This window comes from Alteromonas alvinellae (assembly GCF_902705805.1).
In genome coordinates this window covers 20952-35793 of sequence record NZ_CACSIH010000167.1, presented here as the reverse complement: position 1 = coordinate 35793, position 14842 = coordinate 20952, and the positions used below count along the sequence as shown (strand labels likewise).

At 47.0% G+C, this 14842-nt stretch carries 9 protein-coding genes; 2 read left to right on the top strand and 7 right to left on the bottom strand.

Annotated features, from left to right (window positions below; all coding sequences use genetic code 11):
• Window positions 1-122 precede the first annotated feature (122 nt).
• Window positions 123-1349 carry a threonine/serine exporter family protein gene (locus ACX5KA_RS12550; protein ID WP_039221102.1) on the top strand — a complete coding sequence of 409 codons (1227 nt, stop codon included), beginning with the start codon at window positions 123-125 and terminating at the stop codon, window positions 1347-1349.
• A 173-nt stretch (window positions 1350-1522) separates the two neighbouring features.
• Here ACX5KA_RS12550 and ACX5KA_RS12545 read toward each other — a convergent pair whose 3' ends face one another.
• From ACX5KA_RS12545 to ACX5KA_RS12530, 4 genes are all read right to left on the bottom strand, one after another.
• The gene (locus ACX5KA_RS12545; RefSeq protein WP_039221104.1) at window positions 1523-2617 is read right to left on the bottom strand and encodes a YcjF family protein; all 1095 of its coding nucleotides are present in this window, start codon (window positions 2615-2617) and stop codon (window positions 1523-1525) included.
• The gene (locus ACX5KA_RS12540; RefSeq protein WP_039221106.1) at window positions 2614-4005 is read right to left on the bottom strand and encodes a YcjX family protein; all 1392 of its coding nucleotides are present in this window, start codon (window positions 4003-4005) and stop codon (window positions 2614-2616) included. Before ACX5KA_RS12540 ends, ACX5KA_RS12545 begins: the two co-directional genes overlap by 4 nt.
• A gap of 212 nt (window positions 4006-4217) precedes the next feature.
• The gene (locus ACX5KA_RS12535) at window positions 4218-4979 is read right to left on the bottom strand and encodes an MBL fold metallo-hydrolase (RefSeq protein WP_039221108.1); all 762 of its coding nucleotides are present in this window, start codon (window positions 4977-4979) and stop codon (window positions 4218-4220) included.
• Between the two features lie 53 nt (window positions 4980-5032).
• Entirely contained in the window at window positions 5033-5956 is a 924-nt protein-coding gene (locus tag ACX5KA_RS12530; protein WP_039221153.1) for a LysR family transcriptional regulator, read from the bottom strand.
• 235 nt (window positions 5957-6191) lie between these two features.
• On the opposite strand from ACX5KA_RS12530, the gene ACX5KA_RS12525 reads away from it, so the two are divergent.
• A complete protein-coding gene (locus ACX5KA_RS12525; RefSeq protein ID WP_039221112.1) occupies window positions 6192-7412 on the top strand; it encodes an acyl-CoA dehydrogenase family protein in 1221 nt (406 codons plus the stop codon).
• A gap of 116 nt (window positions 7413-7528) precedes the next feature.
• On the opposite strand, the gene ACX5KA_RS12520 is transcribed toward ACX5KA_RS12525, so the two are convergent.
• The 3 genes from ACX5KA_RS12520 to ACX5KA_RS12510 all read right to left on the bottom strand — a co-directional run bounded on the left by ACX5KA_RS12520 (window position 7529) and on the right by ACX5KA_RS12510 (window position 14710).
• A complete protein-coding gene (locus tag ACX5KA_RS12520) occupies window positions 7529-10255 on the bottom strand; it encodes a TonB-dependent receptor plug domain-containing protein (protein ID WP_458731307.1) in 2727 nt (908 codons plus the stop codon).
• A gap of 288 nt (window positions 10256-10543) precedes the next feature.
• Window positions 10544-12262, bottom strand: coding sequence for an amidohydrolase (locus ACX5KA_RS12515; protein WP_458731306.1), 1719 nt, complete (start codon window positions 12260-12262; stop codon window positions 10544-10546).
• Between the two features lie 354 nt (window positions 12263-12616).
• A complete protein-coding gene (locus ACX5KA_RS12510; RefSeq protein ID WP_458731305.1) occupies window positions 12617-14710 on the bottom strand; it encodes a TonB-dependent siderophore receptor in 2094 nt (697 codons plus the stop codon).
• Window positions 14711-14842: the final 132 nt, after the last annotated feature.

Below are 14842 nucleotides of genomic sequence, written 5' to 3'. Positions count from 1 at the left end.
TGCTTTCGCGTAAAACCCTCCGTAGAATCCGCCCAAATTTTAGCCAGACACTTTATCTATGCGTCTGGCTTTTTTGTCTTATTTATCTCATATTAAAGTTATCAAAACTTAAGGGCAGTGCGTTGGATACCGTTGAATTTATTCAAATTCGTAGATTTATAGTGAAGCTTGGCAAAATGCTGCACAAGTATGGTACCCCTGCGTTTCGTCTGGAAGCTTACCTAGGTGAAGTCGCCAAGTATTTAGGTGTACACGCGTCATTTATTTCTACGCCTACGTCGCTAACTTTCGTTATTTGGAGCGATCGTCACGAAGACGAGTACAACCACGCAGCCCGTTTACTTCCTGGCGAACTAGACATGAATGCGCTGTCGCTCACTGACGAACTTGCCAGCGAGCTTTTGTCTGGCAATTTAACACTGAGCGAAGCAGACAAGCGTTTAAACGAAATAGATGCCATGGGCAGCCCTTATGGCAAAGGAATAACCGGCGTCGCCTTTGCCATGGCAACCGGCGCATTTGCCATGCTAATGGGTGCAAGCTGGAGCGAAATTGGCTGGTCAGCCGCTTTAGGAATTGTGGCTTATTTGTGGACACTATGGGCGCAGCAGTCCAAGCGCGTAAACTTAATGCTAGAGCCTGTTACCGCGTTTGTTGGTGGTATTCTTGCCTGCGCCATTGGCCAGTACGTTGACCCTGGCATTAATATCCCTTTGGTTGTGCTTTCGTCGGTCATTGTCTTTGTGCCTGGGCTTGCGCTGACTATGGGCCTTGCTGAGCTTTCATCTCGCAATATGGTGTCGGGCACGGCCCGAACAATGGACGCTATAATGCAGCTTTTCAAACTGTATTTCGGTGCGTTTTTGGGCGTATCTATAGGTTTTAGCGCGTTTGGTGAGAACGTATATACGCCAGCAGAATCATTACCGTATTGGGCAACCTGGCTAGCGGTGTTCCTACTGTGCATTGCCCTAGTAGCCATTTTTAGAACCCGTGTTAAACATATTCCTTGGGCATTGGCTGCGGCGTTTATTGCCTACAGCGCAACTGCATGGAGCTCAGACTACATGAGCCCAGGGCTTGGCGCATTCGTGGGAGCCTTTGCATTAGGTATTTTTGCTAACGCGTTTACGCGCATTGCCAATCAGCCAGCGACTATTGTGGCAATGCACGGTCTTATTGTGCTGGTGCCGGGGTCTAAAACCTATATTGGCTTGAACTCGTTTATGACCGGCCAAGACTTTGTAAAAGCCGATCATTTGGGCCAAGAAGTGTTTCTTATTTTCATGTCGCTAGTGGCGGGGTTAATCTTTGCTAACGTAGTCGTGCCCACTAAGAAAGCGTTGTAACAGCATAATCATCGGGCAGCCTGAAAGGGCCAAGCCTGTTACGCAAATCTATGACGCAAAATGATAACGCTGCCTTGTAAGTGCCAGATCCCTTTAAATAAGGGTAGGCAAAAGCAGCGCAACCAGAGACGGTGTAAACAAAATCAGTGTAGTGAAAAGCGTAGCTAAAAGCGCTATTTAAGTAGTTTAATTAACGCTCTTCCTAAACGGGCGTTGAGCGCACCGGCAGCAATGGCTTCAGCCGAGTTTTCCATAAACTTGGCCGACAAGCTGCCGCCAATTTGATTGGCCACTTCATCGGTGGCCAAGTCGAACACGCCCTGCGCCGCTATGTTTTGTGCCAGTACCTTTAGTAGCTTCCAATTGCCCGCTGTGCTTGGTCGTAACCCATACACACGGGCCATACGGCGAATAGTGCGAAAGCTAATCCAAACCACGGCAAAGGTTTGAATAAGGTTGTTGGGGCTGATAAACGCCAGGCTTCCTGCGGTTACCGACTCTTTATTGAGCACCTTGTGTGCTTTTTCCTGAACAGGCTTTAATACTGTATCTTCGTAAAGACCAAGTCGTTCTGGCCCTGTCATGTCGTCTTGAAGCTGCTGCTTATAACGGTCAAAACAATGGGCCGCGTAAGAACCGCGAGAAAAACGTTTTCCGTGCTGACTTAACACACTGTCTATTTTTTGTGGCGATGTTTCACTTCCTCTATTAGCCAACAAACCACGGATTACACCGGCATCTTCCATCGCCGTATTAACTTGTTTATAGCCGCGCCATTCTTTAAAGCTTAAAAAGCTGAAACAGCTTACAAACCCCACCAGTAGCGCACCCAAAACTCCTGTACCAATGGGGTGCTCAGAAACGTTCGCAGCAAGGGTGGTATAAGCTTCAAAAACGAAAAAGCCAATTAACGACACTACACCAAAGCCCAAGGTGGCGGCACCTAACGAAATACCATCTTTTTGCGCATCTACTTCCCACACGTCTTCACTGACTTGCTGTGGAAGTTTGGTTTCAGGCTGCGCAATATCTAATGTTTGCGTTTTCACTTTGGTTTTATACTGCGGTTTGTTTACCGCACTATTATTTTGCTCGCCCTGTGACGCTGTTTGAGGTTGCGTATCTGCATTACCTTGCCGATCGCTATTCGCGCCATAAAGCGCATCGCTTCTTATATTAGATGAACTGCTCATATTGGACGAACTGATGGAGTCGGGCGAGCTAGACGGCTCTGGGCTTTCATCAAATGTATAAGGTTTATCGCTCATTCTTGCTCTCCTTTGCCCAGTAAAAACTGAAGCAATCTATCTACACCCTTGCCTGCTAAAATACGTGCTTTGAAATCGCTAGGCACACTCACATCTGGTACCGGGAAGTGACTGCCCTCTTCCATTTCTTTTAGCGTGCTGGGTATGGGTTCAAACGTAGATTCAACGTAACGACCATCCGTGTCTTTGTAGCGAATAGCATCTTCATTACTGCCCTCGTCGGTGACTTGCATGCTAGACACTAAAAAATGTTCAAACTGAATCGGTTTACCGTCGAACCGCGCTCGTGCCCCTTCGGTAATTTGGGTAAGCAAGTTAAGTAAATTACCGCGCTGACTTACCGGCACCAAGTCAGACTTGGTGGCCACAAACGCCACCTTGCCAATCTGCTCTTTTTTCAGCACATTGCGCGAAAACCACGTACTTTGCCCGTACACAAAGGTATCGGCCAAGTGGCTTAGGGTTTCCTTTAACTGATACAAATGCTGCCTGCTGTGGTTAAGCCCTTCAAACAGGTCTACAAGAATAATTTGCTTATCGGTTTCTTTAAAAATGGACTGCTTTAATGGCGTTAACCACCCGCTTTGAAACTTCGAAAAATGCTTATCAAATATTTTAAACCATGGGTGCGACACGTCGCTGGTAATGCTTGAGGGCAGCGGCGTAAAGCCAAAGGCCTGCCAATCAAAGTCGCTCGACTCCAATAAAAAGCTACCCGGCTGAAGCAAAGATATACCGTTAGCTTTAGCTTCAACCAAATAATCGCGGTAGGCATTAACAAGCAACTGAATGCGCTGTTCTGTGGGCTCTTGTTCAAAGTCGAATTGATTAACAAAGGCTTTCCATTGGCTTGCAAAATATTGCTGTGGCCCGCTACTAAGTTGCGCCCATGCAGAGTCTGACCAATGCGCATAGGTTTTACTTAACATGGGAATGTCCGTCACCCATTCCCCTGGGTAATCAATAAATTCAAACACCACTTCGCTATGGGGCAAAACATGGCGCTTCAGCGATGCGGTTTCTTTCAAACGTACTACTAACTTAAAGCCAAACGCTTCTTCGGTAGCTTTTGGCCACTGGCCGTTTTCAAGATCAGCTATATTCTGCAAATGTGGAAAGGGTTTATAGCCCTCAATAGGCGCTATGTGCATATCTAGCACTAGAGAAGGTGGTAAGTATCGCAATAACGGCAAACACGCATAGCCTTCTTCACTTCGACTTTTCAGCATGGTGATAAGGCTGGTGAACAGCATGGACTTGCCACTTCGACTAAGCCCAGTAATGGTGAAGCGGTGCGTTTCTTTATTAAACGCACTACTTAGCTTGTCGCCAGTTAGCGACGCTAATTCCCGAGTTTTGTCAAAAAGCGTAGCGATATTCTTTTGCATTATTTTTGTTTGCTGCCTTTGCTGTTCCTATAGCCTTGAACCTATTACCTTGGCCTACTGCCTTAAAGATAAGGTGCCGCGAGGGGTGCTTTCGCTTCGTTGCCCTCACTTCATTATAGATATGACTTAAAGAGTAATGTGGTTACTGAGGGATAAAAGCAAGGGCGGTGCCAGCTAAGTTATCACTGTGAAATAAAAAACGCGTTGGCTATTTAATGCTCGCGGGTCTGGTTAAAGAGCTTTTTCTTTATGCGGTTTTTGCTGGAATGCCAGTGATTCTTGGGCTTGCGCGGTGCATTTTCGATTACGTGTTCAAAATCGATATCTGACTTTTTCGTCGGTGGTACATGGGCGCAAAAGAATGTATCAATTTGTGACTGAGCCAGCCTTTTTAAGCTTTCACGGTATTGGTTTGGGTGACATAAAGGGTATGGCGGCACTAACTCTCCTTTAACCTGTACCAATACATCGGCTATGTAAGCCTGCTGCGTGGGAATATGCGCAAGGGTTAGGTCATGATCGGTATGGCCTGGCGTGTACATTACCTGCCAATCAGAAAAGCCCGGTAGGGTTTGATTGTCTTTAAGCGTGATGTCTGGCGCTAATATCGGGTTGTACCAAATGGGCATTCTTGGTTTGCCAATACGATTTGCCACCCACCAGGTTAATAGCAAGTCGATACCGTGAGCGGTACGCCCCGCGAAACCCGAATACCAGTTAGCCGCCTTAGGATGAGACGCCACCTGCGCACCTGTACGCTTGCGCAACGCAACAGCGCCACCGGCGTGGTCAGGATGCATGTGGGTAACCACAATAAGCTTCAAGTGGGTTAACGGGCGCCCTAGGGTTTGGGTAATGTAATTGCACACATTGTCTACATCGGCACGACTACAACCATCAAGCAACAGCAGGCCACTTTTATCTTCAACAAGATAAATATGCTGTATGTAGCCCGCTAATGTGTGAATTTTCATTATTACTTCCTTTCACCCGAACCTGCGTCGATAGCATTAAATCCTATCAGAACCTATCTGGTAAGACCAGATTCAGCGAACAAGTGTAGCATTAAATCCCGTAGCCACATCAGCCCTGGCTCGCCTTCTTGTTGGCTATGCCAGTAAAGGTGCGTTTCCAATGCGGGTATTTGATAAGGCAGCTTAGTGCTTATCAGGTTATCGTCACTTACCGCATCGGCTACTGAACCCGGCAAGGTTAATAAAGCATGGGTATTTGCCACCACATCTGCTGCCGCTCGGTAGTTTTGGCAACGCCATAAAGAAGGCCGGCTTACGCCCAACTGTTGCAGCGCAATTTCTTCCACCGACGCACCTTTAGCACGGTTAGACACCGTAATATGGCGTGCTGCCACATACTTTTTCTTATCTAAATTCTGCGCCAAGGGGTTTTGCTTATTCATAAGCACTTTGTAGGTATCGCGACGTAAAAGCGAATGGGAAATAGGTGCAGCAACGGCGCGGCCAATATCAATGACCAAATGAAGGTTTCGGTTGGTTAAATCAGCTAGTATGGTGTCACGATGTAAGCGAGTGCTTACTATCTCAATATTAGGAGCTTGTTTTTCTAAGGTAGAAAGCAGTACGGGCAAAACCCCTAACTCTAATGACTCTTGCATGGCTATAACAAAGCGCTGATGACTATGTAACGGGTTAAAATCAGTGAACTCCCCCAGTGCTTTTCTAATATCACCCAAGGCTTTCAAAATAGCAGGAGCTAACCGTTCGCAGGCGGCGGTGGGCAACATGCTTTGCTTTTCTTTAACAAAAAGCGGGTCGCCTAAAATATCCCGAAACCTGCGCATGGCATGGCTAACTGCCGACGGCGTAATATGCAGCGCTTCAGCCACACGGGTCATGTTTCTATGCTGCCAAAGCGCTTCGAACACCTTTAGCAAATTCAAATCTAGTTTTTCAAATTGTCTGCTTTCAAGCATTGCGCAAACCATGAATGAAATTCACACCATTCAAGGATTATATTTCATTTCATTCACTGGGCAAGTTTCTCTAGTATGAGGCTAACGAAACACTTTCGCACTCATTCATCGATAGCGAAAGAACATGGATTTAGTGCACGCTTAACAAGCATGCTAACCATGTGATGAAAAGCCTAAATACGCTGCTGAAAAGCGTTACAAACTTCAACGAGCAATTTAAAAGTAAAGGTACCCTATGGATTTTTCACATAACGACAAAACCAAAGCCTTATTAGAAAAGCTGGATAACTTCATTGCTGAGCATATTGCGCCAATTGAAAATGAAGTTTACGACTTTCACCATAAAGAAAATAACCACGGCGACTGGAAAAACTGGAAGCTGCACCCTGGCACCGAGGCACTAAAAGCCAAAGCACGTGAAGCGGGCTTAGCGAATTTATTTCTGCCAGATGCTGAATTAGGCCAAGGTCTTACCACGCTTGAATACGCACCAATGGCTGAACGCATGGGTAAATACCTGTTTGCCCCTGAAATCTTCAACTGTAATGCGCCTGATACCGGCAACATGGAAGTGCTGTATCACTTTGGCAGCGATGCACAAAAAGAAAAATGGCTAACACCATTACTGGCTGGCGAGATCCGCTCAGTGTTTGGCATGACCGAACCGGATGTTGCATCGTCTGATGCTACCAACATGGCCGCAACCATTATTGAAGATGGTGACGACGTCGTTATTAACGGCAAGAAGTGGTGGTCGACAGGCCTAGGACACCCTAATGCAGCCTTCACGATATTCATGGGTTTATCGAACCCAGATAACGACAAGCACAGCCGCCACAGTATGGTGATAGTGCCGCTAGACACACCAGGAATTACCATAAAGCGCATGCTAGATGCCTACGGCGATTATGATGCGCCATACGGCCATGGAGAAATGCACTTTGATAATGTTCGCGTAAGTAAAGACAACATCATAATGGGTTTGGGCAAGGGGTTTGCGATAGCACAAGGTCGCTTGGGCCCTGGCCGTATTCACCACTGCATGCGCGCTATCGGCATGGCAGAAAAAGCATTAGAGCTTGCCCTTAAACGCGGTCACGAACGGGTTGCCTTTGGTAAGCCCATCATCCGTTTAGGCGGTAACCTAGAGCGTGTAGCTGATGCTCGCATGGCAATAGAGCAAGCGCGTTTGCTTACCCTTCACGCGGCATGGAAGATAGATAACCTTGGCGTTAAGCATGCTATGACAGAGATCTCTGCCATCAAAGTGGTAGTGCCTAATATGCTTCAAAACGTCGTAGATATGGCACTACAAATTCACGGTGGTGCAGGCATGTGTAGCGACTTCCCGCTGGCCCGTTTTGCGGCTGGCGCAAGAGCCCTTCGCTTAGCTGACGGCCCTGACGAAGTACACAAAGGTATGGTGTCGCGCCTAGAGCTTAAAAAATATCAGTAGCAAAAACTAGTACTTGAATAAATTTCAGTCAAAAAAATACCGCTTCTTATAACAAGAAGCGGTATTCAATTTTGTTTTAAACTAATTAGTTAGCTTTTTATCTGGCTAAAAATAGCTTAGTAAGTATAGCGTGCCTGCACGTACCACATACCACCATTGAAACCAAACGGGCTAGCTTCTGAGTAAAGCTGACCTAAGCTTCCCGCACTTGGGTTTTCTTCTGGATATTCGTCGAACAGGTTGTTCACACCAATAACAAGATCGAGGTTTTCGCTATAAGAGTATTTAGCCTCAACGTCTATCAAAATAGCCGCATCAATACCGTCTACACCGTTACCTGTATCGTCCCAACCACCGTAGTAGTTAGCGCGAACAAGCGTACGCAATGCGCCTTGCGTGTGCGTCCACGAAATATTACCGCGAAGGTTTGGCAGTAAGTCTTCAATAGCTGCAACACGGCCCTCGCCGATTGGGTTAAGCGTACCTACATCGTCCACTTCAGTTTCGTTGTAGTTCGCCGCTAGGGTAATACGTGAATTACCTTCCCATAAATCGAAGCTGTAGTTACCTACAATGTCGATACCGCGCGTTGTGGTGTCGAAGCTGTTCGAGAAGAAACGGAACTGCGACAAATCGTCTAAGCCGATAAAGTCTGAACGGTCGATAATACCCGACGCATCAAGCTCGGTAAGCGCTTCAGATACGGTTGCGTAATCTGTACCGCCACCGGCAAAGTTAAGCGCATCTAGGAAATTTACGTTAGCACCAAGTGCTACACGGTTTTCCATTTCAATGTTGTAGAAGTCGATGGTCCAGCTCATGTCTGCCACATCAATTGATGCACCGAATGAGAAGTTCACTGCTTCCTCTGGCCCTAGGTCTGGGCGACCGTTACCTTGGCTTTCAATGAAGTCAGCCGCTAATTGACCTGCCGCCGATGACAATGGCAGTGTACCTTGGTCAATCAACACGCCGTTCACGTTTTGCGTGGTAACGTTAGTAATGCTTGCTTGACCCGCTGTTGGCGCGTGGAAACCGGTTGAGTACGCACCGCGTAAACGGAAGTCGTCAGTTACGTGGAAAATACCCGCCAGTTTAAAGTCGGTAGTATCACCAAACTCACTGAAGTCTTCACGACGCAGCGCTGCTTGCAGGGTAAGTTGCTCTGTTACGTCGGCTTCCAAGTCAATGTAAACCGCGTTACTGTCTTGCGACGAGCTGGTATCACGAGGGAAACCACCAAAACCGTTAGAGCTAGACGAGAAGCCTTGGCTTGCTAGCGGGCCAAGCGCATAAGACGCTTCATCACCAGCAAATAGATCGAACTCTTCTTTGCGATATTCAGCACCAAACGCAACGTTCAAGTCAGACGCTAAACCTACATCAACACCGTATACAAAGTTAAGGTTAACTAGGGTTTCGGTTTGCTCTTGACCACCAGGTACGAAGTCGCGAGGGGTTGCTGGGCCTAATGACGCATTAATGGTGTTCTTAATAAAGAAGTCTGTGCGGTTCGAACCACGCTGCGCACTGAAGTCGTAGCCTAAGCCGTTACCAACATCTAAGTCACCACGTACACCTACAGTGAACGCCATGTCTTCGTTATCACCTCCAAAGCGCGGTACAAAGCCCGTTGGGATGGTTTCAATGAACGAGAAACAATTATCGTCTGCCTGAACTTGCGCTAGGAATGTTGGGTCGGGGAATACGTTGCCTTCACCGCCAATTGGAATACCGTCAATACAGCTTCCGCCTACGCCCACACCGTCAAGGTCGCCAACAAGTACTGAGTGCACGCCGTCTGGATCGGCTAAACCTGTGAGTGGGTCAACCAGTGGACCTGCGTATACACCGCCGCGCTGGCTACCTTCAGTAACTGGGTTACGGTAGAAGAAACCACCGGTTACTGTACGCTTGCCGTAGTTACCAAATAGGTAAAGCTCAGCTTTGTCGTTTAGCTCATACGCTGAGTTAATGAATAGCTTGTAGTCATCTTCTACGTCTGGCTGGCCCCAATACTGTGGCACTTCGTTGGTATAGGTGTTAATGGTAGAAAAATCTGACTGTGTTAGGTAACCCGCATCAACCATGCCCTGCACGTCGTTACGTACTACTGAGCGTACCGTACCTTCAACGTCGCGAATTTCACCCGTGATATTTACAAAGCCGTCGGCACCTAACGAGAAGCCAGCGTTGGCTGAAATAGTGTAGTTGTCGCCGTCGCCTTCATAGGTAGAGCCATAGTTAGCGCGGAACTCAAATCCTTCGTCGTTATCGCGAAGTAAGAAGTTAAGTACGCCAGCGATAGCATCTGAACCGTACTGTGATGATGCACCGTCACGCAGTACTTCTACTTGCTTCAGAGCGAGTGATGGAATTGCCGAAATATCAACACCCTGCGCACCATCAGAAATACCACCACCTAAGAAAGAGATAATAGAGCCACGGTGACGGCGCTTACCGTTTACCAGTACCAACACGTTATCTGGCGACAGGCCGCGCATGTTAGCCGGGCGCACAATAGTAGCGGCGTCACTAATTGGCTGTGTATTTACGTCGAACGACGGTACATTCGTACGCAGCATATCTTGCACGTCGCTTGACGAGTTTTGGCGGAATTCCTCACCCGTAATTACATCTACCGGCACTGGCGAGTCGGCTGCAGAGCGGTTGCTCATGCGTGTACCCGTTACAATGATATTTTCAAAATCTTCTGCTTTCTCTTCTGCTTCTTGTGCAAAAGCAGGTGCTGACATTGCCGCAAAAAACGGTAATGAACTAGCAATAATGGCTGAGGTTATTCGATTAAGTTTTTTCCCTTTAGGGAAGTTACCTTGATCCAATGTGTTTCTCCTTCAAGACTTGTGGTTTTTAAGCGTTTTAAGTTTTTTGATTATTTTTATTATTGGCGTAGGCAACGCTTATTAGCGGTTGTTGAATAGAATGTAATACAACCAAACTAATATGCACCCCTAAATTAGAATAGATTCACTAAAAAATAAACCTTTAAGAGATAATTATCACCCATTAGATGAATATTATATTAGCCTTTAGGATAAAAGAACGCTTTGTTATTAAGAAGAGTCGAGAAAACGCCGCACACAACGGCATGTAGCGGTTATAAAAGCAGATTAATTATTGGTAAGATTTTGGAAGACTACCTTGCCGTTTACCACCGTCATCACAACGCTGGCCTTCAAAATATCGCTAGGTTCTGCCGTCATAAAATTAGTGTCGAAAACAGAAAAGTCGGCGAGCTTGCCTACTTCAATAGAGCCTAAATTATCTTCTTGAAACGACGCATAGGCAGGCCATAGGGTGAACATGCGAAGCGCATCTTCCCGAGATAACGATAATTCTGGGTGCCAACCATTATCTTGCGTACCGTTAAGTCTACTACGGGTAATGGCTGCGTAAAACTCAATGCGCGGGTCGCCCACTTCAACAGGGGCATCTGAGCCACCCACCAAAACAACGCCTTTATCCACCAGCGGTTTCCACGGGTAGGCGTATTCTAAGCGGCTGTATCCTAAACGGCTTGGGGCAAAGTTTAAGTCACCTATAGCATGACTAGGCTGCATTGATGCCACAATGTTCATGTCTGCCAGTCTGTCTTGCTGATTAGGTGGAATAATTTGCGCGTGCTCTAAGCGCCAGCGCAGATCGTCGCTTTTCCACTTAGCCTTGGGCAACGCCTCCCATGCCTCTTCGTACCAATTTAGCGTGGAGTACAACGCACGGTCACCTATAACGTGGGTCATCACCTGGAGCCCCTGCTTTAAGGCCTGCTCCAGTACCGGCATAAGTTCATCTTTTGTGGTGCGGTTCATAAAGCCGCTGTGATCGGCATCGCTGTAGGGCGCAAGTAGCGCAGCGCCACGGGAACCCAATGTACCGTCGATGAACACCTTGATCCCGTTTAAATAAAACAGCCCTTCTGCAAGCGTTTCAGTGCCATTTTGAAAAAGCTTTTCTGACTCGCTAATAGGTATAGCAATATAAACCCGGTGCAGCATCTCGACATTATTGGCCAGTTGCTTTAACTGCTGAACCTCTCGCCACTTCATGCCTGCGTCGTGCGTTGCCGTCCATCCTTGCGACACATTTACCTGCATACCGCGTTTTAAATTATCTTGTATATATTGGTCGGACTCGGGGGGTAAAATATTTCTAAAGAAGTCCATTGCCGTTGCCAAAACATAACCAGTGGGCGTGCCATCGTCATAGCGCTCAAACTTTCCGCCTTCTGGGTCGGGCGTGTTTTTGGTAACACCAGCTAGGGCCAACGCTTTTGAGTTTACCACGGCTGAAACACCGTCGGCGCGAGGCATAAATAGCGGCTTATTTCGAGTGAATGGGTCTAGGTCGGCCGCGGTCAGAAAACGCTGCTCGTCTTGCCATTCACGCTCTATCCATCCACGGCCTAATACCCACTCACCGTCTGGTACGTTTTGGGCAAAGCTTTTAATTTCAGCTACCGTTTGCTTTAGCGTGGCAATGCCAAACAAACTTAACGTGCGTGTGCGCTTCCCTATACCTTCAAGATGCTGATGGCTATCGGTAAAACCTGGAAAAAGCGTGCTGCCTTTCAAATCAATACGCTTTTCAGCACCGCAGTACCAAGGCGCTGCGTCGGCCTCTTTACCAACAAACACTATGCGACCGTTTTCAACTGCTACCACTTCGGCCTGCCAGTTTTTATCGTCAGCGGTATATATAACACCGTTATAAAACACTGCATCTGAGCTGTTACAGGATTCCGAGGTTTGTGCCAAAACATCAATAGATACAAAGGCTAAGGTGGCGATAAAGCCCTTTAATATTAAGCGCGATAACGCGGTTGGAAACATTGAGTTCACCTACTTTATTATTACTCGCTTTCATTGGTAAAAAGCGAGAAGCGGCCAGTTAAATGAACCCATGTTTGTTGAAACATACGTTTTTAAAAGTCCATTTTTTATGCAGATTAAATACACTAGCAACTGACCTAATTTTAATCAAGGCAGTGGCTTGGTGTAAGAGGCGTGGTTTTCTCGCCCTGCACATCGATAGTTTAAACAGACTGTTTATCGGGCTGAGCAAATACCGGCGTATGCATGCTTATGCTAAGAAAGGCGGCAGATGAAAGTAGCAAGACAGGTTGCTGAAAGCAAAAGGTAGCGCCCCTACAGGTTAGCTACCTTTACCCTAATATAGCGCTTTAATTAAAAGCTATACGACGCACTTAGCTGGGCGTTAATGCCTGCGCCGTAATAACCCACGGTGTGTAGGCTGTTAATGTACTTCTTATCGAAGATGTTATTGATGTTCATGCGAACAGTAAGATCTTCAGTAAACGCGCGTGATGCATACACATTACCTAAGAAATACGCGCCTTGTTCAACGTTATAATCCACATTGCTTATTTCAGACTGCCAGCGACCGCCAAAACCCAGTTCTACTTCTGGTGCTTGCGGTACTGTGTACGCTAGCTGAAAGGTTACTACGTCACGCGGTGCCCATAAGTTAGCATCGTTACCTTGCTCGTCTTCTACGTCAATAGCGGTGTAAGACGCATTAACACGCAGAGCATCGGTTACCTGCCCTGCTACTTCAATTTCAAAACCGTCAGACTCTACCGACACGCCTTTGTAGTAGTACTGAAGCGTGTCTGGGTTAGTGCCAGCGTAGGCCGCCAAATTGTCTTGCTCTGCAGTGAAGTACGCGAACGTGGTTAATAAACGGTCATCGAACCACTGGGCTTTCACGCCTGCTTCAAAGTTTTGGCCTTTAGTTGGGTCAAGGTACTGCCCGTTGATGTCGTACTGCTCTTGCGGCTGGTACACATCTGAATAACTTACATACGCGTTCACGTCTTCTGTTACCGCGTAAGTAGCGCCAACGTAAGGGCTGGCTTCGCTTTCTGAGTTATCGATAACGGCGCCAGCGTTTTGCCCTGTACGCTCAAAATCAATAGCGTTGAAACCAGCAATAACATGCATTTCATCGGTAACGCTGAAACGCGCAGAACCGAAGTAACGGGTTAGGTTTTGCTCAATGTTTGAATACTCTGAAGCGGCAAGCCAATCAGGCTCGGCAATAGCATCTAACGCATAAGGGAACGCAGGCGTTGGCCCATAGGCAGGTGTAGTGGCATAATCAAAAGCGTGAACGAAAGACACATCGTCGCTGGTAGCGTGGCTTACCCCAAAGTTCACTTCATGGTTGCGACCGAATAGCGAAAAATCACCAAAAACACGGCCTTCTACTAGATGAGAATCGCGCTCAGAATCGTATCGACCCGGCCAGCCAACCAGGCCTAAGCCTGTGTCTTTATCAATTGCGCCGTAGGCGTAAAACAGTTTGCTTTGATCTTCAAAGTCGCGGTAGTTATAGCTAAGCAGTAGCTGCCAATCGTTATCGAACACATAGTCTAGCTCTACAAACGCATTGGTGGTTTCGGTATCCCATTTCGTCCAATCTTGGCTTGTGGTATCGCTAATGTCCCACTCGGCCTGGGTGCCATCGGTGTAATTAAATACTAGCCCGCCCCAAGTGTTGCCATCGGTATTAGCATCTTGATAAGACAATCCAAAGGTTACGGTAGCGTTGTCGGTTAACTGACCGTCGATAACACCGTACACAAAGCTGCGATCGTTCTCTAGGCCATCAAGGTGTGACTCTTTATCTTCAACACTGGCTACCACGCGAGCTGCCCAGCTGCCGTCTTCAGTAAGCAGCATAGAATAGTCGCCCTGCACGCGCTTAAAGTTGTACGAGCCAATGCTTGCGCCAATTTCACCGCCCTCTTCATTAGTTGGACGCTTGCGCACATAGTTAATGGTACCCGACGCATTACCCACACCGGTTAAAAGGCCATTGGCACCACGAATAACTTCAATTTCTTCATAACCGTACGCTTCAACAGAGCCGGTAACAATACCCCAGTCGTTCGGCAGGCCTACACCGTCAATTTGAGTGTTTTTAATTTCAAAACCACGGGCCGTATAGTTGGTACGGTTAGTTTCCCACTCTTCTACGTTGATACCCGGCGCTAGCTTTAGCGCATCGTTTATATTAAACGCACCGAACGACTGCATTAGGTCTTCAGAAAGAATGCTAATAGACTGAGGCGTTTCGCTAATTTCCATGGTTAAGCCCGTTGCGCCGCGGCTAACGCGGTTTTGACGAACGCCAACAATACGAATTTTTTCAACGTCTGCTTCTTTTACTTCTACCGTATCGCTTTGCGTAGTTTGCGCATTTACCGACAACGCAAACGCGATAGGCGTTAGTGCAAATAAACTGCTTAATTTCATGGTTTTCTCTGTTATTGGTTTTGAAGGGTTTGGATGTTTTCGGGGCAGGAGTATAAAACAGCTTAAGCTTAATTTAAATGACAATTATTTCTATTTACATTAAAAATAGAGCAATAAAACAGAGAATGGACG